Source organism: Acrocarpospora pleiomorpha (genome assembly GCF_009687885.1).
Taxonomy (GTDB): Bacteria; Actinomycetota; Actinomycetes; order Streptosporangiales; family Streptosporangiaceae; genus Acrocarpospora; species Acrocarpospora pleiomorpha.
Genome location: NZ_BLAF01000062.1, coordinates 1 through 23,102, shown reverse-complemented (window position 1 = coordinate 23,102; position 23,102 = coordinate 1). Strand labels below are relative to the sequence as shown.

Sequence of the window (23,102 nt, the reverse complement as noted above, 5' to 3'; positions counted from 1 at the left end):
TTCAGCCGTTGGAGAGGATGGAGAGGCGGTGGCGGTATTCCGCCTCGTCTATCTCGCCGGCGGCGTAGCGGCGGCGGAGGATTTCTCGTGGGTCGTCGGGGTGGGCGGGGAACGAATGGCGGGGACGGCGGGAGAGGACGACGACCGTGACCACGCCGGCGACCACGGCGAGAAGGAATAACAGGCCTGCGGTGAGGAGAAGGGCGGTTGATGTCATCGTGCGCCTCCTGGGTGGATGAGGGGGAGGTCCCGGGGCGGGCCGTTCTCGATGAGGTCGAGAATCGCGCCGGTATCCACATGCTGCTCGATGAGGTCGCCCAGCGCGTCGAGCCGGGCGGCCCGGAATTCGGCGAAGGAGATGCCGGGGGCGGGGGTGAAAGGGCGGCCTGCCGTCGCGGCCACGTCGGCGAGGAACGCCTGGCGGAAGGCGTCGTTTTCCAGGGCGCCGTGCCAGGTCGTGCCCCAGACCGAGCCCGAACGGCAGCCGTCGAGAAACGGCCGCGACGGGGTGGCTGTGTCCACGGTCACGACGCCATGGTGGATCTCGTAGGCGGCCACGCGGTGACCGTACGCCGTGCCGACAGGTCTGGCGAGTGTTTTTTCCGCGGTGAAACGCACGGTGGCGGGGAGGAGTCCGAGGCCGTCGATGTGGCCTTTCCTGGATTCGATGTCGTCGTGGATTGTGCGGGCGAGCATCTGGTAGCCGCCGCAAATGCCGAGCACCGGCCGTCCGGCGGCGGCCCTTTCCTGTACGGCTTGCGCGATACCCGTCTCCCGTACCCAGCCGAGGTCGGAAACCGTCGCGCGAGAACCGGGGATGATCACCAAGTCGGCGTCCTCCAGTTCGGCCGCCGACCGGACGAAACGCACGACGATCCCTGGCTCGCTAGCGAGCGCGTCGATGTCGGTGAAGTTCGAAATTCGCGGTAACCGGACCACGGCGACGCGGAGCGAGTGCGGGCGGTAGGGCTGGGCGGGGCGGTTGTCGAGAGCGAGGGAGTCCTCGACGTCCAGCCAGAGCCCGTCGAGCCATGGCAGCACGCCGTAGGTTTCCCGGCCGGTCAGGCCGTGCAACATGTCGAGGCCGGGGGCGAGGAGTTCGGGCGCTCCCCGGAATTTGTTGATCAGGAAACCGGCGATCAGCGCCTGGTCGGCGGCGTCGAGCAACGCGACCGTGCCGTAGAGGGAGGCGAACACGCCGCCGCGATCGATGTCGCCGACCACGATCACCGGCAGGCGGGCGGCCTGGGCCAGCCCCATGTTGGCGATGTCCCCCGCCCGCAGGTTGATCTCCGCCGGGCTTCCCGCGCCTTCGCAGATCACCACGTCGTACTCGGCCCGGAGGCGTTCCAGGGACTCCACGGCGACCGCCCGTAGCCGAGCTTTGAACGCGCCGTACTCCATCGCGTCCACGTCCGCGATCGCGCGCCCGAGCACGACGACCTGGCTGCGGCGATCGCTGCCCGGCTTGAGGAGAACGGGATTCATGTCCGCCGTCGGCTCGATCCCGCAGGCGGCGGCCTGGGTCGCCTGCGCCCGGCCGATCTCCGCGCCGTCGGCGGTGACGAAGGAGTTGAGCGACATGTTCTGCGCCTTGAACGGAGCCACCCGCACTCCCTGCCGGGCCAGCCACCGGCAGATTCCCGCCGTCACGACACTTTTCCCGGCATCCGAGGTGGTCCCGGCGACCAGCAGCGCACCCTTCACCGCGTCCTGCCCTGAGTGCGCGCCTTGCGTACGGCCAGTCCGGCTCTGGTGAGGATCGCCAGAATGGCGGTGGTCCAGGAGACGGCTCTGGCGAGGCGGACCGAGCGGCGGATGTCGGGGACCGTGGGAGGTGGGCCTTCGCCGAGTTCGGGGCGGTGTTCCAGGCGGCCGGCGTAATTGTTGACCCCACCGAGGCGTACGCCCAGAGCGCCCGCGAAAGCCGCCTCGCAGCGGCCGGAGTTGGGGCTGGGGTGGCGGTGGCCGTACCTGGCCAGCACGCTGATCGTGGTCCGGGACGAGCCGCCGACGGCGGGAGCCAGGGCCGCCGTGAGCAGGGCGGCCAAGCGGGCGGGCAGGTAGTTGGCGAGGTCGTCGAGCCGCGCCGAAGCCCAGCCGAAACGCTCGTATCGCGGTGAGCGGTGGCCGACCATGGCGTCAAGGGTGTTGATCGCCCGGTACGCCACCAGCCCGGGGACTCCGGCGATCGCCCCCCAGAAGAGCGGCGCCACGACGGCGTCGGAGGTGTTCTCGGCGATGGATTCGACGGTCGCCCTGGCCAGTTCCGGCGAAATCAATTGGGACGGGTCACGTCCGCACAGATGGGGTAATCGTCTCCTTGCGGCGGTGATGTCGTCTCGTTCGAGCGCGTTGGCCATGAACGCACCCTCACGGGCCAGCGTGGTTCCCCCGAGAACCGCCCAGGTGGCGGCAGCCGTCATCGCCGCACTAACGACCGGCCGCCTGCGGCTCGCCCGCTCCGCGACCACGCCGATCCCGGCCACGACGCCGACACACACCCCTGTGAACACGGCTCCCCGAAACCGCGAATCCCGATATATCCGCTTTTCGAGCGCTGCCGCCTTGGTGCCGAACACCGCAACCGGATGCCCTCTGCGAGGATCCCCGACAACGGCATCCACCCCGACCCCGATCGCCATCCCCACCGCGACCGCCCCAGACCTGATCACCCGGGCATTCTCCCCCATTCCCCACAATCAGCCCAGTCAGGGGTATAGGAACACCCATCGCCTCGCTTCCGCTCAACAATGCAGGAGCTAGACCAGGTGATCGCGCAGGTCGTCCTCATGGGCGTCCAGCCAGGCGCTGGCCCGTCTGATGCGCTGGCCCGCACCATTGGCCCAGAGCTGAGCCCAGGACCCGCCATGGGATTCCGCCTTGCGCTGCATGGCGAGATAGGAGCGGTCGAATCGCAGGCGGGCGGTCGGCAGGAGGTTCCGGCGGTCGCGCGGCGTCAAGCCGTACGCGTCGGAGAACAGGCGGAGGCGAGGGCCGACGTCGAGGCCGCTCTGGCGGGGATCGCGGTCGAGGGGATCGGCGATGGGCGCCCAGTGGCGGAGCGTCGTGACCACGTCGAACAGGCGCGTAGTGGGGCGGGCCAGGTCGAAGTCGATTAACGCGTGCGGGCGGCCGTCGCGGAAGATGACGTTCTCGGGAGTGACGTCGCAGTGACCGATGATCTCGGGGGTGTCGTCGGAGGTGGACCCCTGTTCCCAGCTGGCGTTCGCGGGTGGGACAAAGGTGGCGACCGCGTCGTGGTAGCGCCGCAGGAGGCGGGCGAGCGTGACGAGGGTTTCGTCGGTGACCGCGTACTCGGGGAGGGGGCGGACGGCGGCGGCGCCCTCGATGTAGGTGAGGATCTCGCGGCCGGACGCGTCGATGCCGAGCACGCGCGGCGCGCCGTCGAATCCGGCGGACTCCAGGTGGCGGAGCAGGGCATGGACCGATGGCGTGGACGGTTTGAGCGGACGGCGCACGGTCAGGCCCACACGGACGACACCTTCGGTGACATCGCCACCGGTGAGAGGTGTTTCAGACTCGGCCCGTCGCTTCGTCGAGACGAACATGCCACCTCAGCGTAGTGGCCGATCTCTTCTCCTGAACGGGATTCGGGAAACATCAGCGGACGGCGGCACCAAAACCCGGCGCCGCCGCCCTCGGTGTCAGATCGAACGCTGGTACGCGCCGAAGGCCCGCGTGGCCAGGTAACCGAGCAACAGGGCGATCACCGAGAGTGTCGCCAGCGGCCAGCGAGCTAGTCCCCCGGCCACGGAGATGGTTTGCGCGCTCATCGACGCCGCCCTCTGGTTCGCGTGGGTGTGGTCGTGTCCCGGGGAGATGCGGCGGCGATGGCCGCATGACAGTGCCTGGCTGCCTTCCGTGCGGAAGGGACAGGTTTCGCGACCTCCGCGGCGGCTTTGTCGTGGACCGGGTTGGTGATGATCCTGATCATGCTCATGCCGCGACCCCTTCCGCGTCGGCGAAGGCGCGACCCGCGTAGCGGAGGTAGACGTCGTCCAGGGACGGCCGGGCGACGTCCAGGCTCAGCCCGTCCAGGGCACGGACCTTGCCGTACTCCTTGACCAGGCCTGTTGCGTTGATCATTTACGTGACCTTTCCGGCCACGCGCGTACCATGTCTCCTGATGCGTTGACGGGTCGCCGCGGGTGGCCTGTTGGCTCCTCGCCCCCGGCGTCGTGCTGCAACACCCGCCGGGGGCCTTATGTCACTGCTTGTGGAAGTTGTGCCAGAGCGCCAGCCCTTCGATGGTCTCCTCCCGGATCTCCCGCACCAACGACGAGACGAATTCCAGCTCGGTACGGCGAAGCGAGATCCGGTACTCCCATTCGATGTAGAGCAATCGGGGCAGCTTGGTCATGGACGCGTGCCCCCGCAACCCATCGGCCGCCGCCAGTTCCTGCTCAAGCCTGGACACCCGCTCCTCAAGCAGCCGCACCGCCTCGTCCGGCCTCAAACACCCCAGCAGCGACAATGCCGCCTCGAATTGGGTGAACTCCTTCGTGGGCACCGCGACCAGCTCGCTCAGCCAGTCGATCAGCTCGACCGAGCCCGGCTCGGCGATCGCGTACACGGTGCGCTCCGGGCGGGACCCATCCCGCTGGATCTCCTGGGCCACGATCAGGCCCCGGCGCTCCAGCGACTGCACGACCGAGTAGAGCGACCCGTAGTTGAGCTTGATGCTGTCCTCTTTGCGGCGTTCGCGAAGGGTGGTGGCCATCTCGTACGGATGCATCGGCCGCTCGAAGAGCAGGGCGAGCACCGCGAGCGCGAGCGGATTGCTGCGTTGCCGTAATCCCATGGCCGACCTCCTTTACTCGATTCCGAGTATTTTCGAGATACATCGCGAGTGTCAAGAGGGCATCGTCAGAAGTTCGGCACCCCACGGCCGCCCGAATGGGAACATGTCCGTCATCGAGGAGATACACCGGCATGCCGGTCTTTGTCGTCGAGAGACGGCATGATGTCAGTTGTCAGACAGATCACTAACCGCCGACGGGCTTTCCCATCGCCTGGAGCCACCATGTCGCAGTACCCGCAGGGCCCGCAGCAGTATGGGCCGCACGGCTACTACTACCCGCCACAACCACCGCCGCCCCGCAAGAGCAGCACGCCGCTGATCCTGCTGGTCCTCGGGATCTTCATCGTGGTGGTGGCGGTCAGCGCCGGCGTCCTGGTGGCGATCAACCGGTCGACGGTGACGGCGGAACCGACGACGTCGGCGACGCCGCGTACCAGCAAGACGGTGAGAACCGCCGGGACCGGGGACGAGACCGAAGAGACGGCCGAGCCCGAAGAGACGGTGAGAGCCGCCGGGACCGGGGACGAGACCGAAGAGACGGCGGCTCCCGCGGAGGGGGCGCAGCGGCTGGGCCGGGCCATCGAGCTGCACGGCATCGCCCCGGAAACCGTGGTCCAGGTGACCGCGCGGCGCATCATCGCCCCGGCGCGGCCAGCGAATCAGTACATCGTGCCCAAGGCGGGCTCCCAGTACATCGCCGTCGAACTCATCCTCAAGAACGTGGGCGAGAAGCTCTACAACGACGCGCCCACCAACAGCGGCAAGCTCATCGACGTGGACGGCCAGCAGTACAACGCGGCCTTCGCCGAGGTACGCGACGGCGTCTCACTCAACGGCATGGTCACGGTGTCCGTCGGTGACAGCCGCAAGGGCGTCCTGGTGTACGAGGTCCCCAAAGGCACGAAACTCGCCAAGTACCAGTTCGTCCTGGACAGCGGCTACGGCAAGGACCAGGGCGAATGGATGATCAACGGCTGAGAGGCGGTCAGATTCGATCGCCAGGGGACAACCTGGCGTGCTCGGCCAGCGCTTCGGTTCCCGCGGTTTCGGCGTAGTGGCGTGCCATCACCGGAGACTTCCAGCCCCCGACCCGCATGAGGTTGAGCGGATCCCCGCCCTCTCGCAGATATCCGCTCGCCATCGTGTGCCGGAAGCGATGCGGAAACACGCCGGGGATGCCCGCCTCCTCGCCGCGCCGGTGCAACATCTGCTGGATCCCGGTGGCGGTCAGCCGCCGATCTCCCCCATGCGCGGTCACTCCCCGCTCCGGCAGCCAGAGCCACGGTGAGGACGCGTGCCTCAATCGCGTACGAGCCCGCAGATACCGATCGACCGCCGCCGCCGATTTCCGCCCAAGCGGAGCCAGATAGACATCCCCGCCCTCGAGGATGATCCGCAGCACATGCCTGCCAAGCCAGACATCGTTCGCCTCGGGATCGGACGCGCTGTACCGCAGCCCCGCCAGCGCCGACACGCGCATCCCGTTGTCCATCAAAATCCGCATGATCGCCGTATCCCGCCGATCGATCCACGAATCACCGGCACAGACCGCCAGCAGCCGGGCCTGCTCCTGCTCGGTCAGCGGCCGGACCGGCTTCCGATCCACCTTCGGCGGTTCCACCTCGGCCAGCGGCGACCCCTCCGCCCGCTCCCCCTCAGCGACCAGCCACCCGAAGAAGACCCGCAGGTTACGGAAGTGCTTGTGCGCGTTACCCGGCGAGGAAACCTCCAGCGAACGGGCCAGAAACGCCCGAATCTCCTCGGAGCTGACCCCCTCCGCGTCCGCCCGCATCCCCCCGTCGATCAGGAACGCCGACAGCCCGCGTACGCTGTCCAGATAGCTGCGAATGGTTCCCGGCGACTTGTGCCCTGCCTGCAACGACAGCTCCCACGACGGAAGCAGTTCCAGCAGCGTGGGGGACACGGGCACCTGTCTTCGGGGGCGGACCATCGCTCCTCCAGAAATCCGACGCTGTTCCGGCACAACCCGGCTATGCTAGCTTCGCACAAGACCGCCAAATAAGCTGGTCAACGCAGCAGCGGAAGCGCCCATAGCTCAGCCGGATAGAGCATCGGACTTCTAATCCGACGGTCGGGGGTTCGAATCCCTCTGGGCGCGCTTCCACGATCAGGCCGATCTCTCTTCTCACCTGGGGTAACGCTCGCCCTTCCCCTGCTGAGATGTGCCACGGTGTGCCATCGAAGGCACCCGAACGCCAGCGATGGCCGAAATCGTCCTCGGCCGAGGCGTGAGCGCGTTCCGTTGGCGTGAAGCCGATCTTCGGCCGTCTTGTGGATCATGTTGTCAAGCTGCTGGGCACCCCGACAGCGACACGTGGTCCCGCGATCTCACAGTCGAAGTCGACGGACATGGTGTGATCAACCACGCCGGAGCAGCCGTCCTTCGCCTGTTCGCCGATGGCACCGGGCTGACCGGACGCCTGCCCAGGGCGCTACACCTCCGCTGCTTCACCCCGCCCATGATCGCGGCCGGGTCCATTCCGCTGAGTAGGGGTACCCAGCCGGGGGTGAGTAGACCGACCCTAGCGCGTCGAACAGGTCGAGGAGATCGTCATGATATGCGAGAGGTAACCGCTTGGGGCGTGATCGGCAGAGCTGTGATCGTGGGTCTGGTGGTCGGGGGCGTGGTCGCCGTCATCTGGGCGGATGGGCTGAACCGCGAACTCGACGGGGTCTTCAACTTTTTCGGGATGATCATTATCCCGTTCCCCCTCGGCGCGATACTGACCTGGGCGCTCGGGCTGCCGCGCTGGGGCATCGTGGCGTTCCTCGGCCCGATCGCCGCCTTCACGTTGGTTAAGGCCATGTTCCGGGTGGCGCCCGACTCGCATGTCTGGGGCTTCGACGAAAAGCTCCTGGGTGGGATCTACGTGCTCGCCGGAGTACTTGGTTACCTCGCCGCGGCCTGGGTGGCGCGTGAGGCGAGTGGCTGGCGGTCGTGGGTCGCGGTCACACTCCCGATCCTGGTCGTTTACGCGATTTCTGGCCTGGTCCAGGAGCCGGTCCGCCGCTGGTATGAAGTGCGCGGTTTCGAGCGGCTCGGTGTCCCACTGGTGGCACCGGACGTGCCCGATCACTTGCTCCGCGGGGTGGAGATATGGCGGGTCGAAAGCGGCCCAGCGGTCGCCTTGACGTATGAGCATGGTGTCAAAATATTCGTCCGCCCGGCAGCAGCTGCCACTCCCGAGGTCGCCTGCGCCGACCCGTACCCACCGTTTACCTGGGGCAGCGGGGGGCTACCCTGCCGTCCCATCGCCGGTGGCCGCCGGCTCCGCGGGAGTGCATCGGACCACATGATCGGGGTGTTCGCCCGGCATCAGGACGCGCTTATCCAGATTGAGGGCCTGCGCATGAGCGAAGAGAGTCTGCTGCCCCTCCTCGACGCGCTCCGTCCGGTCTCCGCCGAATGGCTGGTTGCGCGGAGTTTTTACCGGAGGCGTTGATCTAGAAGCCTTCAGCTCTACGGCGTAGTCCAATGCGTTTTGAAGGATGGTCTTGTTTCTGCGCATCTCTCCCGGCTGGGATGTGCCATTGGAGGCGCCCGAGCGCCAGCGGTGGCGGAATTTACGTGGAATGATCCGGACTGCCGGGCAGCGGTGCGGCCTGGCTGGGCGCGCCGGCGAAGTTGCCGGAGGCTGCCAGGCCGCACTCACTCTTGCGGGGACTATCTGGAACGGGCCGTGTTTCTAGTTGCCGCCCCGGTTCAGCCAGGCGCGGACTGAGCCGCCGTCGTAGACGACCAGATAGTCGGCTTTGCCGTCACCGCTGATGTCGGCGAACTGGACGTACTGGCGGGGGTAGTTGGACGCGTAGGCCCAGTTGTGGCGGGCCTCGAAGCTGCCGTTGCCCCCGCCACCGCGGTTGAGGAAGGCGTGCACCGAGCCGTCCCCGCCGACCTGCAGGTAGTCGGCCGGGCCGTCGCCGTCGCCGTCGGCGAACCGGACGGCTTCCAGCGATGAGCCCTGGGTGCCGCCGGCCCAGTTGAGCCACAGCTGCCAGTCCGGGGGCTGTGGCTGGCTGCTGACTTGCTGGCTGGTGGGGTCCCACATGTTCCGGTACGCGTGGACCGCGCCCTCCGCGCTGACCCGCAGGATGTCGTCGCGCCCGTCTCCGGTGACGTCCGCGAATCGGAGGTTGTTGCGGCTGAACGACGCCTCTTGGAAGACGGTCCCCCAGTGGGCGAATTCGAGCTTGTTGTCCGGCCCGCGGAAGTTGATGTAGGCCCGTACCTTGCTGTCGGAACTGACCACGAGGTAGTCGTCGCGTCCGTCCCCGTTTAGGTCGGCGAACCGTACCTCATCCCCTTGGACATCGTCTCCCGGCTTGTACGTGCCTACGTTCACCCAGTCGGGTTGCCCGGGGGTGCCGACGGTGTTCACCGATGCGCGGAAGCTACCGTCCGCAGCGACCTGAAGGTAGTCGGCCCGCTGGTCGCCATTGAGCTCGGCGATGATCGTGCGGCCTATCCTGGTGCCGTAGCCGGGCGCGATCACGCCCAGCGCGCGCCATCCCTCGCCCAGAGCCGTCCCGCTCGACCCGATGGGATTCTCCCCCGGGTCGCTGGACCCGACGGAAGAGTCCCCCGGGTCGTCGTCGATGGGAGAGCTCGCCGGGTCGCAGCCGTTGGCTTCGTTCTCGGGCAGCGGGCTCTCAATCCAGCCCTTGGCCTCCGCCGCCATTAGGGCGTCGTACCAGGCGTCGGCCATCTTGGCGTAGCCCGCGTCCGTCGGGTGCGCGTCGTTCTCCAGTCCGTCGCTGACCAGCACCCGCCTCATGCTCACCAAAAGTACGTGCTTGCCCTCGCTTTGCAGGTCCTCCACCATGTCGGGCAGTGCCGCGTTGTATGCGTCGATGAGCGGCTGTAGCCCGGCCTTGCCGGTCGGGATGAGCTGGGCGACCAGCACCGTGGCACGTGGTGAGTGCGTCAGCGCCTGGTTGATCAGCTTCTTGAGCCGGGTGGGCGCGGCCGACAGGTTGTAGTCCTGGTTTATGTCGTTGGTGCCGGCGTGCAGGGTGATCACGTTCGGCTGGTACCGCGGCACGGTGCAATAGGCGAAGGCCGCGATCTCGCCAATCCGCTTGCCCGGGTGACCCTGGTTGTCGCGGTCACTCATCGAGCCGGCCTGCACTGACCCGACGAAGTCAACGCTGCTCGCGATGCCCTTCAGGTAGTCGTACAACTCGTCGCGGTAGCCGTCCCCGTCTGAACTCTCCACGCCGTAGGTGATCGAGTCTCCGAGCGGCATCACCCGCAGCGGGGAGACGGTCATGGGGATGCCACGCCGGTGCGCCTCGCGCACGATCGCGTCCCAGATCAGCTGGGAGAGTTCCGCCCACTTCTCGCCGGCGCTGTTGACGAGGTTGCTGATGGTCTCGCCCGCCCATCCTCTGATGGCCACGGCCAGGTCCTTCAGCACCTTGCTGACCCTGACCGCCGTGCCGGGCAGCGCCTTGCTCATCCAGTTCTTGCCCAGGTCCCAGCCGCCTCCGGGCAGCAGCGCCGCGACCAGCCCGAACGCGAGCGCTTCGGCCCACAGTTGCGGATCGTTGGGCGCTCTGCCCGCGAAGTAGGAGGCCACCATGTACCCGCTGAAAGCCCCCATGCCCTGGGAGACGGCCGAGCAGACGTTGACGAACAGCGCGCTGGCGGGCGGGGCGGCGAAGGAGACGCAGAACGCGAAGACGGCCACGCGTACGCCGAGCGCGGTCATCATGACGGCGACCGCTCGCCACCACCATCCCCAGGACGCCTCACCGACCTCCGCGGACGGGATGACGATCGCGAGCCCGTCACTGGTCGCCTGGAGCGTGCCGTCGACGTCGACGTCGTCATAGTCGCTGATGTCGACGATGTCGGCGATGTCCGTCGACGCGCCCTCGAAGTGCTCCCGCTGCCCGTTCAGCACGGCGAGTGCCTGGTCGCTCAGCGAGACGCCGGGCTGGTACACCTCGTCGATCGCGTCCTGCATCATCTCCTGGGTGACGCCCTCGAAGGCGAAGCTGATCACCAGGTCGTCGGCGGCGGCCACCAGCGTGGCATCGGCGAGGACGGCGTCCTCTCCGCAGAGGATCTCCATCCCCGTCGTGCCCACGGGTGCGGTGGTCTGCAGCGCACGTGGCAGACCGCAGTCGGCCGTCGCCGACCGCGACTGGGCGGGAACGCGAACGAGACTCAAGGTCAGGACCAGGACCAACCCGCTCGCGATCGCACGAATGGCGGAGCGTGCCACGCTGCGCCGGACTCTCGGTTTCACTCAGAGCTCATTTCCGCTGTCGCCGGGGGTGTCAGGCCCCAGTAAGGAGCCACCACGATGGACATGGTCAAGGCCACCCGGCCAGTCGTTCTTCGCGTATTCACGCACACCTCCACATTCGGGGTTGATCATGTCCAGACCAGACAAGATCGGCGTGAATCCCCCGTTAACACTCGCGGGTAATTATGAGGATTCCGGCTTGTTCCTCAGCTTTGGGAGAACCCGAGGTACGACTGGAACATCGGGTGCACCTGGAAGCGCTTGACGGCGGCGAGGTTGAGATGCTCCACCTCGTGCGCGCCGACGAAAGGCCTCTCGTCGCCGTTGGACTTGGCTCGCAGGAAGCCGACCTGCCAGAGGGTCTCGATCAGGTTCTCCGGGCTGCGTTCCTGCAGCCACCAGGAGGCGGCGTTGACCCGGATCTCACCGGTGACGAGTTCCAGGCAGAGGAGCTCCAGATCGTCCCGGTCGAAGTCCGGTCCCCGCTGGCGGAATGCGTCGAACACGCTCAGCAGGCCTGGGCACTGGAAGCGGTACTCGGCGGCGATGTCCCGTGCGCGGTCGGCGGAGTACCCCCGCTCCGCCCAGCCGATGGCGGCGAGTGGGAGCGGCAGCGTGGGGTGCCGGTCTCGCGCCGCGTTGAGCGCCGCGGTGCAGAACTCGATGATCTCCCGCGGGCGGTGCAGCGTCCGCTCGGCTACGTACGCGAACGAGCGGCCCGCCGGAAGTCCCGGCGGGAGGCCGAATACGGCGTTCCAGCAGATGATGTCGCCGGCGCGGTCAAGGACGTCCGGGGCGTAGCCCATCTCGCGCGCCGAGTGCCGGATCCGCCTGGCGATGAGGTTGAGCAGGGAATCCTCGGACCAGCGAACCGTCTCCAGCAGGTCGCGGTGCTTCTGCGCGTCCTCGTACAGGGCCGGGATGTCGTCGTACAGCTCCTGCCGCAGTGACACGTAGACGCGCAGGTTGTCGTGGAGTGCGTTGATGGAGACACATGCCTGGAAGAGGCCGGACACGAATGCCTGGGCGTCTTCGGAGGAGTCCCACCCGCGGTCGAGTTCGTCCACCAGCACAACTACCCGCACGCCGTCGAGGACGCGCTTGAGGGACGGCAGCAGATTGTGGATCTCCTCAAGCCGGTAGAGCCGGTCCAGCTCCCTGGTTCTCATCCCGGCCTCTATCGGGCCGAGCTTGATGGCCTCCAGGCGCTTGAGGTACGAGACGAGGAGCGAGAGCGGTCCCATGCCCGTGGTGGTGTGGTTGTCACGGATGTAACGGTAGATTTCGGCGCCGCCCCGGGTCAGCCGCATCCCCTTGCGCGCGACCTCCTTCATGATCAAGACATAGATCAGGTACTTCCAGGCCGCCGCGTACGCACCGTGTTTCGCCCACGAACCCGCGTTCTCCGCCGCCATCGTCGCGCTCAACAGCTCGTACGAATAGTCGTCGGGAGTGAGTTCGATCACCCGGCTGCCCTTGGATCTCTCCCGTCTGGCCAGGATCTGGAAGATCGCGCTCTTTCCGGAGCCACGGCTGCCGAGGACGATCGTCTTGTCGCCGGCCTCGACACGCTGGTACGTGGGCGACTCGACGAAGTATTTCTCCAATCCTCGCCCGATGTCCCGCTCCGCGGCGGGTGCCCCGAAGTCCAGGCCATGAAGGATTTTGGGGGAGAGCGCCAGTCCGGCCATGAATGCTCCGCGACTCGGGGACGGGGACTCAGGACGGTGACTCAAGGACCGCACGAACAGCCTCGCATCGGCTCAGGCCTTGTCAACTCTCCCAAACGCCATGCTGCTGGCACAGTCCTGTGTTGACACCCGCTTACGATCTTGATGCCGTGCCGATCACGCTCTGATCCTTGATCACTCTGTGTAGTTGTACTACAACATCTAGTTATGACTCGAATGCGCTTCGTCGTGACCGCGGCTCTCCTCACCGTCGGCCTCATACCAGCCATCGCTCAGGCCTCGGTGGAGCCGCTGCCGGGGCTGAAGGATCAAGCACTCGATGCCGTGAACGCCAGCCGGGCCAAGTATGGCGCCAGGCCCCTGACGTGGAACGATGCGCTTTATCCTGATGCCGAGCGGTGGGCGCTGGGCTGCCGATTTCAGCATTCCGACGCCCACGGCCGCTACGGCCAGAACCTGTACGCGACTTCCGGCGCCACCAGCGCCTCCGCCGCGATCACGGATGCCTTCAAATCCTGGATGGCCGAGGCATCCAGGTACGGCTACCACCATCCGGGCTTTTCTCGGGCCACAGGTAGTTTCACGCAGGTGGTGTGGAAGAGCACCACACAACTCGCGGTTGCTGTCGCCCAATGCCCTGGGGGCACCATATTTCCGTCCGTGTCCTACTTCGTGGTGGCACGCTTCAGTCCGCCCGGTAACTTCGCGGGCCAGTTCCCGCAGAACGTAGGCCGCCCCGTGGCGTAGCAGGGCGACGAACACCCGCGGTTTTGTCACACGGGCTCGCTACCGTGTGCGGGGTACGCGTTTTTCGGACCTGAGGTGGCTGGACGGCATGACGGCTGTGCTCATCGGGCGAGATCACCCGGCGGGAGTGCTGCGGTCCGAGATTGAGCGGGCCGCGGACAGTCACGGCGGTCTCGTGCTGGTCACGGGTGAGGCGGGGATCGGGAAGACGACGCTGGTCACGGGGGCGGTGGAGGAGGCCAGGCGGCTGGGGGCGCTGGTGCTCAGCGGGTCGTGCTGGCATTCGGAGGGGGCGCCCGGGTTCTGGCCCTGGGTGCAGGTCGTGCGGGGGCTGCGGCGGAGCGCGACGCCGCAGGAGTGGGAGGCTGCCGCGGCTGCGGCCGGAGGCAATCTGACGGTGGTGCTGGGCGAGCAGCCCGCGCCGGGGTCAGCCGAGGCTTTCCAGTTGTACGACGCGGTCACCGTTGCCCTGGTTTCGGTGTCGCAGCAGCGGCCGGTCGTAGTCGTGCTCGACGATCTGCACTGGGCTGACACGGCGTCGCTGCGCATGCTGGAGTTCGCGGCCCAGCACACCTGGTTCGAGCGGCTGCTGCTGGTCGGGACGTACCGGGATGTGGAGGTCGAGTCGGGCGGGCATCCGCTGGAGACGCTGATCATGCCGTTGGTGGCCAAGGCGACGACGGTGACGTTGACGGGGCTCTCCCGCGACGAGGTGGGCACGCTGATGGCCCGGACCGCCGGGCGGGAGCCTGAGCCGGAGCTGGTGGACGAGGTTCATCGCAGGACCGGCGGCAATCCGTTCTTCGTGGAGCAGACGGCTCGGCTGTGGCGGAGCAGCGGATCGGTGAGCGCGATCGCGCCGGGGGTCAGGGATGCGCTGCAGCGGCGGCTGTCGTTGCTGCCGCCGCCGCTGGTCGAGTTGCTGACCGTGGCGTCCGTGCTGGGGCGCGAGTTCCATCGGGAGGTGCTGGCGGCCACGTCGGGCACGCCGCCCGGGCGGGTGGGCTCGCTGCTGAACCAGGCGGTGAACGCCCGGCTGGTCGTGGCGGGTGAGGACGGGCGGTTCTCGTTCGCGCACGACCTGGTCAGGGAGACGTTGTACGCGACGATCGAAGGTCCGCAGGCGCGGCGGCGGCATGCCGCGGTGATCCGGGCGCTCGATGAGTCGGCCGCGTTGACCGAGTGGATATTTCCGGCGGATCAGGCTCATCACTCCTACCTGGCCGGGGATGAGCTGGATCCGGCGCGGGTGGTGAAATCGTTGCGGGCGGCCGAGCAGGATGCCGGCAGGCGACTGGCCACCGAGGAGGGGATGGGGCATCTGCGCCGGGCGTTCGACGTGTCGGCGGCGCTGGATCCCCGCAGCCGGGCGATGATCGCTCTTGATCTCGGTGAGGCGTTCGATCATTCCGGGGAGCCCGAAGAGGCCAGACGGGTTTTCCGCATCGCCGTGGAGCTGGCCAGGGAGGTGGACGCGCCGGATCTGCTGGCGCGGGTCGCGCTCAGCCTGTATCGGTCCGAAGGGCCCGCCTGGAACACCGGCCGGAGCCCGCAGGTGACCATCGATCTCGTCCGGGAGGCGCACGCCCGGATGCTGGGTGACCCCGGATCCGCCGCTGAGGCTTCGGTGGATTCGCTGGCGGAGGAACTTACCGCGCATATGGCGGAGCTGGCTCGCCGCGACCAGGACGACGAGGCGCTGGCGTTCAGTCTGAGCACGCGGTTCGACGCCATCTGGCGGCTGGGGACCGCGGTGGAGCGGGCCGCGATCACCGCCGAGATGATCGAGACAGCGCGCCGCAGGGGCGATCGTGACGGGGAACATTTCGCCGCGTCGTTGCGGTGGGTTTCGCTGCTGGAACAGGGCGATCCCAGCTATCTGGAGCAGTACGACACCTCGACCACGTTCGCCGAACGGGACGGCATGCCCCGGTTGACGTTCTCGGCGTTCGTCGACCAGAGCATCATCACCACGCTGATGGGCCGCTTCGAGGAGGCGGAGACCTTTCTCGAACAGGCCATCGGCGCGGCCGGGGAAGAGGGCGACTCCTTCTTCCCGTTCATGGCCGGTCATCTGCGTTGGGCCTTCCTGCTGATGCAGGGTCGTTTCGACGAGCTGGGCGAGGTGCACGCGAGGCTCGTGGAGTTCGGGCATCCCTATCCCGGGCTGCTGGAGGGGATCACGGCCCTGAATCAGGGAAACGTGTCCGCGGCGCTGGGCATGGTGCCGGAGTTCGTCCCGGGCGAGAATCCGTATCCGCGGAATGTCATGGCGCTCGGGTTGCGATTTCTGGCGCACGCCGCGGTGGCCTCGGGCGATGCGCGGTTGTGCGCGTGGACGCGGGCGGAGCTCGCGCCGCACCGGGGGCAGTGGCTGGTCTCGCTGTACGGATGCGACATCAGTGGGCCCGTCGATCTGTGGCTGGCCAGGATCGACGCCGTCCAGGGGCGGTTCGGGGACGCGATCGAGGAGTTCACCGCCGCTTATCGGTCCGCCGATCGGTTGAAGGCGCGGCCGTGGTCGATCGAGGCGCGCATGCAGCTGGCGGCGACGCTGGTGGACCGGGGTGACGGCGAGGATGTGGCCGTGGCGAAGGAACTCATCGATGCGGTGGAGCGGGAGGCCGTGTCCATCGGCATGCGGCACGTGGTCGAGCGGGTCCGGCGGATGCGCCGCGAAGCCGACGCGGACGCTGCGGCGGCTTCGGCGCCGAAGCCGAGCGGGGTGTTCCGGATGGAGAGCGGGGTCTGGTCTCTGGGCTTCGGCGGGCTGACCATTCACATGCCTGACGCCAAAGGATTGCGCGATCTGCACTATCTGCTCGGTAGTCCCGGCGGTGACATTCCGGCCGTGCGCCTGCTGGATCCCGAGGGCGGGGAGATCGTGGTGGCCGCCCGGCGTTTCGGCGGCGACGCGGTCCTCGACGAGGAGGCCAAAGCCCGGTTCCGGCGACGGCTCACCCAGCTGGACGACGAGATTGACCGAGCCGCCGAACTGGGGGACGACCGGCGTGCCGTCGCCTTCGATCAGGAGCGTCAAGCCCTCCTGGCCGAACTGCGGGCCGCCGCTGGGCTGGCAGGACGGGACCGCCGTCTGGGCGATGAGGCCGAACGAGCCCGCAAGACGGTGACCGCCCGCATCCGCGACACCTTACGCAAACTGGACGACCGCCATCCTGACCTGGCCGCACACCTCCGCTCGGCGGTGTCCACCGGCTCCACGTGCCGTTACCAGCCCGAACGTGAGATCGACTGGCGGCTGTGACGGCGGCTTCATGAGCTTGGTGTCCGCGATCATGATGATCGCGGACGCCAAGGGCTATTTGCGGTTGTAGAGCCGCATGGTGAGGGTGCCGAAGATGGCGGTCATGACCACGCAGGAGATCAGGACCCAGGTGATCTCGCCGGTGTCCCAGGTGCCCGCCATCAGGGCGCGCACGGCGGTGACCAGGTGGGTGATGGGGTTGACGTCGACGAATGCCTGGAGCCAGCCGGGCATCGTGGTGGGCTCGACGAAGACGTTGCTGAGGAAGGTGAGCGGGAACTGGAACAGCATGCTCACGCCCATGACGGACTTCTCGCTGCGCAGGAACAGGCCGAACATCGTCCAGATCCAGGAGAAGGCGAACGAGAAGACGACCAGGAGGGCTACTCCGGCGAGCACTCCGACGATGCCGCCGGAAGGGCGGAAGCCCATGATCAGGCCGACGATGATGATCGTCGTGGAGGCCAGGACGTAGCGGAGGAGGTCGCCGAGCAGGTTTCCGACCAGGGCCGCCGGACGCCAGATGGGCAATGTCCTGAACCGGTCGAAGACGCCCTTCGCGATGTCGGTGTTGACCGCGACGCCGGTGTACATGGTGGTCATCACCACGCTCATCACCATGATGCCCGGCAGCAGATACTGCAGGTACGCCCCCGTGGACCCGGCCAGCGCGCCCCCGAACAGATACGTGAACATCAGCGTCATCATGATCGGGAACGCGGTCACGTCGAACAGCTGCTCAGGCACATGCTTGATCTTCAGCATCGCCCGCCAGCCGAACGTGATCGACGCCGACAACGCACTCGGCCGGGGCGGCCGCTCCCCCGGCGCCATGACCGCCCCAATGGTCTCGGCGGCCGGCACATAGGGAACAGCAGGAGCGAGATTCTCCGTAGTGGTACTCATACCGCACTCTCCTTATAAGAATGTCCGTAACCCATTACGCGGCCGCATCCGCAGGGGTAGAGCGATCAGTGAGAGCGAGGAACACCTCGTCCAGGCTGGGTTGGCCCAAGGAGAAGTCGTCGACCACGATGCCCGCGGCGGCGAGTTCGGACAGCGCCCGGGAGGCCTGTTCCGCGGCGCCCATGTCGAGTTCTCGGTCGGTCCCGTCACCGATGACGCGCGCCGTGAGCGCGACAGGATCGGCGTCCAGCTGCACGGGGACGTTCAGGACTCGAGCGAGCACACGTTCGGCGTCCTGCCGCTGGCCGGGGTCGCGGAGGCGGAGGTGGACGGTTCCCGCGCCGATGGAGGATTTGAGTTCGCCGGGGGTGCCTTCCGCGATGACGTGGCCGTGGTCGATGACGGCGATCCGGGCGGCCAGGTGGTCGGCTTCGTCCAGGTATTGGGTGGTGAGCAGGACGGTGGTGCCCTGGGCGACGACGGCGCGGATGATGTCCCAGACCTGGTTGCGGCTGCGGGGGTCGAGGCCGGTGGTGGGTTCGTCGAGGAAGAGCAGGCGGGGGGTGTTGAGGATGCTGGCGGCGATGTCGAGCCTGCGGCGCATGCCGCCGGAGTAGGTCTTGACCTGGCGGTCGGCGGCGTCGGTGAGGCCGAAGGCTTCCAGGAGCTGGGCGGCGCGGGCGCGGGCGGGGGGTTTGCGGTAACCGAGGAGGCGGGCGAGCAGGATGAGGTTCTCGTTGCCCGTCATGTCCTCGTCGACGGAGGCGTACTGCCCGGTCAGGCTGACCAGGCCGCGGACGGCGTCGGCTTGCCGTACCACGTCGAGGCCGAAGACGCGGGCTTCGCCGGCGTCGGGGCGGAGCAGGGTGGCGAGCATTCTGACGGCGGTGGTCTTGCCCGCGCCGTTGGGGCCGAGCACGCCGTACACCGAGCCGGCGGGGACGGTGAGGTCGAGGCCGTCGACGGCGCGGGTGGTGCCGAATACTTTCACCAGGCCGGAGGTCTCGATGGCCGGGGCGGTTTCTCGTTGAATCATGGGTGACCCTCTCTGTCACCCTGCTGGCGCGAGAGACACCGCTAGATCGGATCTAGCGGGGAGTCGATCACCCAGCGTGTACGGTCGGAAGCGAGCATCTGGAGGAGCTATGTCTGACGTCTTCGACGTGATCGTGATCGGCGCCGGGCCAGCCGGCGAGAACGTGGTGGGCCGGGTGACGCGCGGCGGGCTCACGGCCGCCATCGTGGAGCAGGAGCTGGCGGGGGGTGAGTGCGCCTACTGGGCCTGCGTTCCGAGTAAGGCGCTGCTGCGCCCGATGGAGCTGGTCGCGGAGACGGGCCGGATGCCGGGCCTGACGCTCGAGCCGGTCGATGTGGCGGCGGTGCTCGCCCGGCGGGACGAGACCGTGTCGAGGTATGACGATTCCGGCCAGATCCGCTGGATCGAGTCGGTCAACGGCACGCCGTTCCGGGGCACGGGGCGGCTGGCGGGGCCGCGCCAGGTCGAGGTCACCGACGGGGACGGCGGGAAGCGGCTGCTCACCGCGCGGCACGCGGTCGTGCTGGCGACGGGGAGCGCGGCGACGATCCCGCCGGTGCCGGGGCTGGCGGACGCCCAGCCGTGGACGAACCGGGAGGCGACCGGCGTCAAGGACGTGCCGGAGCGGTTGGTCGTGCTGGGCGGCGGCGTGGTGGCGTGCGAGATGTCGCAGGCGCTGTACGCCTTGGGGGCGAAGGAGACGACGCTGGTGGTCCGGGGTGACCGGCTGCTGGGACGGGTCGAGCCGTTCGCGAGCGAGATGGTCACCGATTCCCTGCGCGAGTACGGGATCGACGTGCGGTTCAACACGACGATCCAGCGGGTGTCGCGGCCGGTTCCGGGGGGTGAGGTGACGGTCGACCTGTCGGACGGGTCGCGGATCGTCGCCGATGAGATCCTGGTGGCCGCCGGGCGGAATCTGGGCAGTTTCGATGTGGGGCTCGGGTCGATCGGGCTGGCGGCGGAAGGGCCGGTGGTGGTCGATGACAGCATGCGGGCGACGGCGGTCGAGGATGGCTGGCTGTATGCGGTCGGAGATGTGAACGGGCGCAACCTTCTTACGCATATGGGGAAATATCAGGCGAGGCTGTGCGGGGATGTGATCGTGGCTCGGGCTACCGGCGGCAAGGAGGATCTGCCGTCGATGCGGGACCGTTCGGACGCGATCGGCGCTCCGCAGGTCATCTTCACCGATCCGAACGTGTGCGCGGTCGGGCGTACCGAGGAGCGGGCGCGCCGGGAGGGCTTCAACGTCCGGAGTGTGGAATACGACCTGGGTGCGGTGGAAGGGGCGTACCTGCTGGGAGATGGGTACAAGGGGCGGGCCAAGGCCGTGGTGGACGAGGATCGGCGGGTGTTGCTGGGGGTCACGTTCGCAGGGCCCGGCGCGGCGGAGTTGCTGCATGCCGCGACGATCGCCGTCACCGCCGAGGTGACCCTGGACGATCTGTGGCACGCTGTCCCGACGTTCCCCACGGTCAGCGAGATCTGGCTGCGCCTGCTGGAGGAGTACGGCCTTTAAGTTCACCTGGAGTTCCTTGCGGGAGCGCCGGAGTGACGGTTCGGTGAGATCTCATGAACGTGAGCGAACCGGTCATCGTGGACTCGACGGCCGAGCGGGATGGTTCCGGTGAACTCCGGCACGAAGGCAACCGGGTGCCGGACATCGTCGCGCTGGACGCGGACCGCTGGGTGGTGGCGTGGCGGGCGGGCCTGCGGGACGATCGTGATCCCGCCGCGACCGATCAGGGTTCGATTCGGTACGCCCGATCCAGCGACGGGGGACGCACCTGGACGAAGGGCACGCTCGCTCCGGCGACGGCCACCCATCGTTTCCACTATTGCGTGTTCCTCAACGATGACGGCGTGCTCTACGCCCTGCTCGGCCGGATCACGATCGCGGAGGACCGGGTAGGCAACGACGTGGACGGCTTCCCCACCCGATTGGCCATGAAACGAAGCACCGACCGTGGCGAGACATGGTCAGATTTCCCGATAACTGTGGATGTTCCTGGCAATAACCGGGGTGTGGTCGTGGCGGGGAAGCCGCTGAAACACCAGGGCGTGTGGCTCATTCCGTACTGGCGGCAGGGGACCCGGGTGTCGCAAGCGGGCGTGCTGCGATCGACGGACCTGCGGACCTGGACGTCCGGCGCGCTCGCGGAGACCCCGCAGGGGATCGGCGTGGAGGAACCCCAAATCATCGCGGATGGTGACACTCTGCTCATGGTCACTCGAGCGTTGGTACGGACTGCGTCGCCGGAGAAACGCGACGAGTACTACCGCACCCACACCGCCTACTCGGCCATCACCACCAGCACCGACGGCGGCCTCACCTGGGCTCCTATGACCCTCGACCCCGATCTACCCAACTACTACGTGAAAACCTTCTACGCGAGAGGCGCCGATGGGCGACATCTGGCGATATACAACACGCTCGCCGGACCTTTCGCCGGTTCGGCCCAGAGCAAGCCCGACCGCCACCGCGAAGTCCTCCACTACAAGGTCCGCGAACCAGGCGAACCCTGGCAACCAGGCAGGCTCTTCGCCGACGGGCCTCGCCTGACCAAGGGCGCGGCCAGAGGCTGGGACGTCTACCCCAGCGGCGACGAATTCGCCCCCGGCAAGTTCGCCATCGTCTGGGAGCACAACCAGATCAACATCAAGGTCGCGATCCTCGACCTCGACCACGACCTCCCCCTCGATCTGGCCCCCGGCAGCTGGACCCTCGACCCCGGGGCCCGCCAGGACGAAACCGGCATCCACCTGCGCAGCACCACCGCCACCCCGGTCAAGGCGACGACACCGCTGATCGCTCTCTGCGACTTCACCGTGGAGTTCCACGGCCGCGTCATCGACGACAGCGCTTTGGATCCCCGTACCGGCCAAGGGGTCAGCCTGGGCACAAAGGTCTGCAACGGAGCCAGACGCCTGATGCTGACCATCCAGCGCGGCGGCGTCTGGACGATGCGCAAAGGCTCGACAACTTGGGAACGCGTGCACTCCGCCTCCATGGCCGAAACGACGTGGAAGGTGACCACGGACAGCGCCGGACTGGCCCGCCTCTTCCGCGACGAGGAGGACACCGGCGTCACCTGGATCATCCAGGACAGCAGCGAGAAACCCGGCCTGACGCACTGGGTGGCCGGCACCCCCGGCGGCAACACCGCCGAAGCACACATCGCCTGGACGAAGGTCACCCCGACGATCGCGCCCATCGAGTAGCAGGCGCACCCGGTATTTTGGACGCCGTGACAGCTATTGATCCCGGCACCACCGGTGCGCACGGCGTTGGCCTGGCGACGATCGCCGCCAACGGCACGGTTCTGGACACCTGGTTCCCCGCGCCCACCCTGGGCGAGCCGCCCGCCCTCGGCACCCAGCGCCTCTCCCCCGACGAGGCGGGCGAACTGGCCACGCACATCGGCCCCGACGCCGACCGTGGCGTGGACGTCGTGGCCGTACGCACCGGGATCGGCAAGCTCGCCGAGCCCCCCGCCGACGCCCACGACGCGTACCTCCGCCTGCACCTGCTGTCCACCCGCCTGATCCGCCCCCACGGCGTCAACCTGGACGGCCTGTTCGGCCTGCTCGCCAACGTCGTCTGGACCAACCACGGCCCCTGCGCGGTCGAGAACTTCGAGTCGGTACGGCTCCGCCTGCGCGCCCGCGGCCTCGTCACCGTCTACGGCGTCGACAAATTCCCGCGCATGGTCGACTACGTCCTGCCCACCGGCGTCCGCATCGCCGACGCCGACCGCGTCCGCCTCGGCGCCCACCTCGCCTCCGGCACCACGGTCATGCACGAGGGCTTCGTCAACTTCAACGCCGGCACTCTCGGCGCCTCCATGGTCGAAGGCCGCATCTCGGCCGGCGTCGTCGTCGGCAACGGCTCCGACATCGGCGGCGGCGCCTCGATCATGGGCACCCTCTCCGGCGGCGGCAAGGAAACCATCACCATCGGCGAACGCTGCCTGGTCGGCGCCAACGCCGGCGTCGGCATCTCCCTGGGCGACGACTGCGTGGTAGAAGCCGGCCTGTACGTCACCGCCGGCACCAAGGTCACCCTCCCCGACGGCACCATCACCAAAGCCCGCACCCTCTCCGGCCAGCCCGGCATCCTCCTCCGCCGCAACTCCACCACCGGCACCGTCGAAGCCGTCCCCCACAAGGGCACCGGCATCGAACTAAACGCCGCCCTCCACGCCAACGACTAACCCGGATCGTTTGCCGGGGGATTCCCACCCACCCAGCCCTTTTGCTTAACCCCGGGCTCCGCCCGGACCCGCCAGCGCCGTGGTTGCCAGTACGAAATGGGGACAGACAAACTGGCGGGCGAAAGCACCCATACCACAGT

19 protein-coding genes and 1 tRNA gene are annotated in these 23,102 nt (G+C 67.8%); 8 read left to right on the top strand and 12 right to left on the bottom strand.

The genetic code is table 11. From position 1 onward, the window contains the following. Position 1: 1 nt before the first annotated feature. The 7 genes from Aple_RS39580 to Aple_RS39555 form a co-directional block, all read right to left on the bottom strand. Positions 2–217, bottom strand: coding sequence for an SHOCT domain-containing protein (locus Aple_RS39580; RefSeq protein ID WP_155349904.1), 216 nt, complete (start codon positions 215–217; stop codon positions 2–4). Further along, entirely contained in the window at positions 214–1,707 is a 1,494-nt protein-coding gene (locus Aple_RS39575; RefSeq protein WP_155349903.1) for a cobyric acid synthase, read from the bottom strand. The genes Aple_RS39580 and Aple_RS39575 overlap by 4 nt, the downstream gene beginning before the upstream one ends. After that, on the bottom strand, positions 1,704–2,675 hold the full coding sequence (locus Aple_RS39570; protein WP_373869690.1) for a cobalamin biosynthesis protein: 972 nt from the start codon (positions 2,673–2,675) through the stop codon (positions 1,704–1,706). Before Aple_RS39570 ends, Aple_RS39575 begins: the two co-directional genes overlap by 4 nt. Positions 2,676–2,762: 87 nt before the next feature. Then, on the bottom strand, positions 2,763–3,572 hold the full coding sequence (locus tag Aple_RS39565) for a phosphotransferase (protein WP_155349901.1): 810 nt from the start codon (positions 3,570–3,572) through the stop codon (positions 2,763–2,765). A gap of 96 nt (positions 3,573–3,668) precedes the next feature. Further along, complete coding sequence (locus Aple_RS55815; protein ID WP_281361659.1) at positions 3,669–3,797, bottom strand: hypothetical protein; 129 nt, start codon at positions 3,795–3,797, stop codon at positions 3,669–3,671. A gap of 163 nt (positions 3,798–3,960) precedes the next feature. Further along, the gene (locus Aple_RS39560) at positions 3,961–4,110 is read right to left on the bottom strand and encodes a hypothetical protein (RefSeq protein ID WP_155349900.1); all 150 of its coding nucleotides are present in this window, start codon (positions 4,108–4,110) and stop codon (positions 3,961–3,963) included. A gap of 121 nt (positions 4,111–4,231) precedes the next feature. After that, entirely contained in the window at positions 4,232–4,825 is a 594-nt protein-coding gene (locus tag Aple_RS39555) for a PadR family transcriptional regulator (protein ID WP_155349899.1), read from the bottom strand. 222 nt (positions 4,826–5,047) lie between these two features. Here Aple_RS39555 and Aple_RS39550 point away from each other — a divergent pair, with 222 nt between their 5' ends. After that, positions 5,048–5,803: a DUF4352 domain-containing protein gene (locus Aple_RS39550; protein WP_155349898.1), complete on the top strand. Its 756-nt coding sequence runs from the start codon at positions 5,048–5,050 to the stop codon at positions 5,801–5,803. Positions 5,804–5,810: 7 nt separating this feature from the next. On the opposite strand, the gene Aple_RS39545 is transcribed toward Aple_RS39550, so the two are convergent. Continuing rightward, the gene (locus tag Aple_RS39545; protein ID WP_170321901.1) at positions 5,811–6,749 is read right to left on the bottom strand and encodes a tyrosine-type recombinase/integrase; all 939 of its coding nucleotides are present in this window, start codon (positions 6,747–6,749) and stop codon (positions 5,811–5,813) included. A gap of 121 nt (positions 6,750–6,870) precedes the next feature. Here Aple_RS39545 and Aple_RS39540 point away from each other — a divergent pair. Both Aple_RS39540 and Aple_RS39535 read left to right on the top strand, forming a co-directional pair. Further along, positions 6,871–6,944: transfer RNA gene (locus Aple_RS39540), tRNA-Arg, on the top strand. 526 nt (positions 6,945–7,470) lie between these two features. Then, complete coding sequence (locus tag Aple_RS39535) at positions 7,471–8,289, top strand: hypothetical protein (RefSeq protein WP_155349896.1); 819 nt, start codon at positions 7,471–7,473, stop codon at positions 8,287–8,289. 243 nt (positions 8,290–8,532) lie between these two features. Here Aple_RS39535 and Aple_RS39530 read toward each other — a convergent pair whose 3' ends face one another. Both Aple_RS39530 and Aple_RS39525 read right to left on the bottom strand, forming a co-directional pair. Continuing rightward, positions 8,533–11,100, bottom strand: a complete 2,568-nt coding sequence (locus Aple_RS39530; protein WP_155349895.1) for a GDSL-type esterase/lipase family protein — start codon at positions 11,098–11,100, stop codon at positions 8,533–8,535. Positions 11,101–11,306: 206 nt separating this feature from the next. After that, positions 11,307–12,791, bottom strand: a complete 1,485-nt coding sequence (locus tag Aple_RS39525; RefSeq protein ID WP_218038732.1) for a P-loop ATPase, Sll1717 family — start codon at positions 12,789–12,791, stop codon at positions 11,307–11,309. A 216-nt stretch (positions 12,792–13,007) separates the two neighbouring features. Here Aple_RS39525 and Aple_RS39520 point away from each other — a divergent pair, with 216 nt between their 5' ends. Next, positions 13,008–13,538, top strand: coding sequence for a CAP family protein (locus Aple_RS39520; protein ID WP_170321900.1), 531 nt, complete (start codon positions 13,008–13,010; stop codon positions 13,536–13,538). An 88-nt stretch (positions 13,539–13,626) separates the two neighbouring features. Further along, a complete protein-coding gene (locus Aple_RS39515; protein ID WP_155349893.1) occupies positions 13,627–16,803 on the top strand; it encodes an ATP-binding protein in 3,177 nt (1,058 codons plus the stop codon). A 54-nt stretch (positions 16,804–16,857) separates the two neighbouring features. Here Aple_RS39515 and Aple_RS39510 read toward each other — a convergent pair whose 3' ends face one another. Together Aple_RS39510 and Aple_RS39505 are read right to left on the bottom strand one after the other, a co-directional pair. After that, positions 16,858–17,709, bottom strand: a complete 852-nt coding sequence (locus tag Aple_RS39510) for an ABC transporter permease (protein ID WP_155349892.1) — start codon at positions 17,707–17,709, stop codon at positions 16,858–16,860. Between the two features lie 34 nt (positions 17,710–17,743). Then, positions 17,744–18,745 (bottom strand): ATP-binding cassette domain-containing protein, encoded by a 1,002-nt coding sequence (locus Aple_RS39505; RefSeq protein WP_155349891.1) that lies wholly within the window; start codon positions 18,743–18,745, stop codon positions 17,744–17,746. Positions 18,746–18,854: 109 nt separating this feature from the next. On the opposite strand from Aple_RS39505, the gene Aple_RS39500 reads away from it, so the two are divergent. Genes Aple_RS39500 through dapD form a run of 3 tightly spaced genes read left to right on the top strand, consistent with a single transcriptional unit; the run spans position 18,855 to position 22,962 of the window. Then, positions 18,855–20,267 (top strand): dihydrolipoyl dehydrogenase family protein, encoded by a 1,413-nt coding sequence (locus Aple_RS39500; protein WP_155349890.1) that lies wholly within the window; start codon positions 18,855–18,857, stop codon positions 20,265–20,267. 53 nt (positions 20,268–20,320) lie between these two features. Further along, the gene (locus Aple_RS39495) at positions 20,321–21,970 is read left to right on the top strand and encodes a sialidase family protein (RefSeq protein ID WP_155349889.1); all 1,650 of its coding nucleotides are present in this window, start codon (positions 20,321–20,323) and stop codon (positions 21,968–21,970) included. Between the two features lie 26 nt (positions 21,971–21,996). Further along, positions 21,997–22,962: a 2,3,4,5-tetrahydropyridine-2,6-dicarboxylate N-succinyltransferase gene (gene dapD / locus Aple_RS39490; protein ID WP_155349888.1), complete on the top strand. Its 966-nt coding sequence runs from the start codon at positions 21,997–21,999 to the stop codon at positions 22,960–22,962. Positions 22,963–23,102 lie beyond the last annotated feature (140 nt).

Excerpts from the sequence above, each read along its gene's own strand:
- Aple_RS39510 (WP_155349892.1), bottom strand. The coding sequence starts at position 17,709 with ATGAGTACCACTACGGAGAATCTCGCTCCTGCTGTTCCCTATGTGCCG.
- Aple_RS39495 (WP_155349889.1), top strand. The coding sequence starts at position 20,321 with ATGAACGTGAGCGAACCGGTCATCGTGGACTCGACGGCCGAGCGGGAT.
- Aple_RS55815 (WP_281361659.1), bottom strand. The coding sequence starts at position 3,797 with ATGAGCGCGCAAACCATCTCCGTGGCCGGGGGACTAGCTCGCTGGCCG.
- Aple_RS39525 (WP_218038732.1), bottom strand. The coding sequence starts at position 12,791 with ATGGCCGGACTGGCGCTCTCCCCCAAAATCCTTCATGGCCTGGACTTC.
- Aple_RS39555 (WP_155349899.1), bottom strand. The coding sequence starts at position 4,825 with ATGGGATTACGGCAACGCAGCAATCCGCTCGCGCTCGCGGTGCTCGCC.
- Aple_RS39520 (WP_170321900.1), top strand. The coding sequence starts at position 13,008 with ATGCGCTTCGTCGTGACCGCGGCTCTCCTCACCGTCGGCCTCATACCA.
- Aple_RS39580 (WP_155349904.1), bottom strand. The coding sequence starts at position 217 with ATGACATCAACCGCCCTTCTCCTCACCGCAGGCCTGTTATTCCTTCTC.
- Aple_RS39515 (WP_155349893.1), top strand. The coding sequence starts at position 13,627 with ATGACGGCTGTGCTCATCGGGCGAGATCACCCGGCGGGAGTGCTGCGG.
- Aple_RS39550 (WP_155349898.1), top strand. The coding sequence starts at position 5,048 with ATGTCGCAGTACCCGCAGGGCCCGCAGCAGTATGGGCCGCACGGCTAC.
- Aple_RS39560 (WP_155349900.1), bottom strand. The coding sequence starts at position 4,110 with ATGATCAACGCAACAGGCCTGGTCAAGGAGTACGGCAAGGTCCGTGCC.
- Aple_RS39565 (WP_155349901.1), bottom strand. The coding sequence starts at position 3,572 with ATGTTCGTCTCGACGAAGCGACGGGCCGAGTCTGAAACACCTCTCACC.
- Aple_RS39505 (WP_155349891.1), bottom strand. The coding sequence starts at position 18,745 with ATGATTCAACGAGAAACCGCCCCGGCCATCGAGACCTCCGGCCTGGTG.
- Aple_RS39500 (WP_155349890.1), top strand. The coding sequence starts at position 18,855 with ATGTCTGACGTCTTCGACGTGATCGTGATCGGCGCCGGGCCAGCCGGC.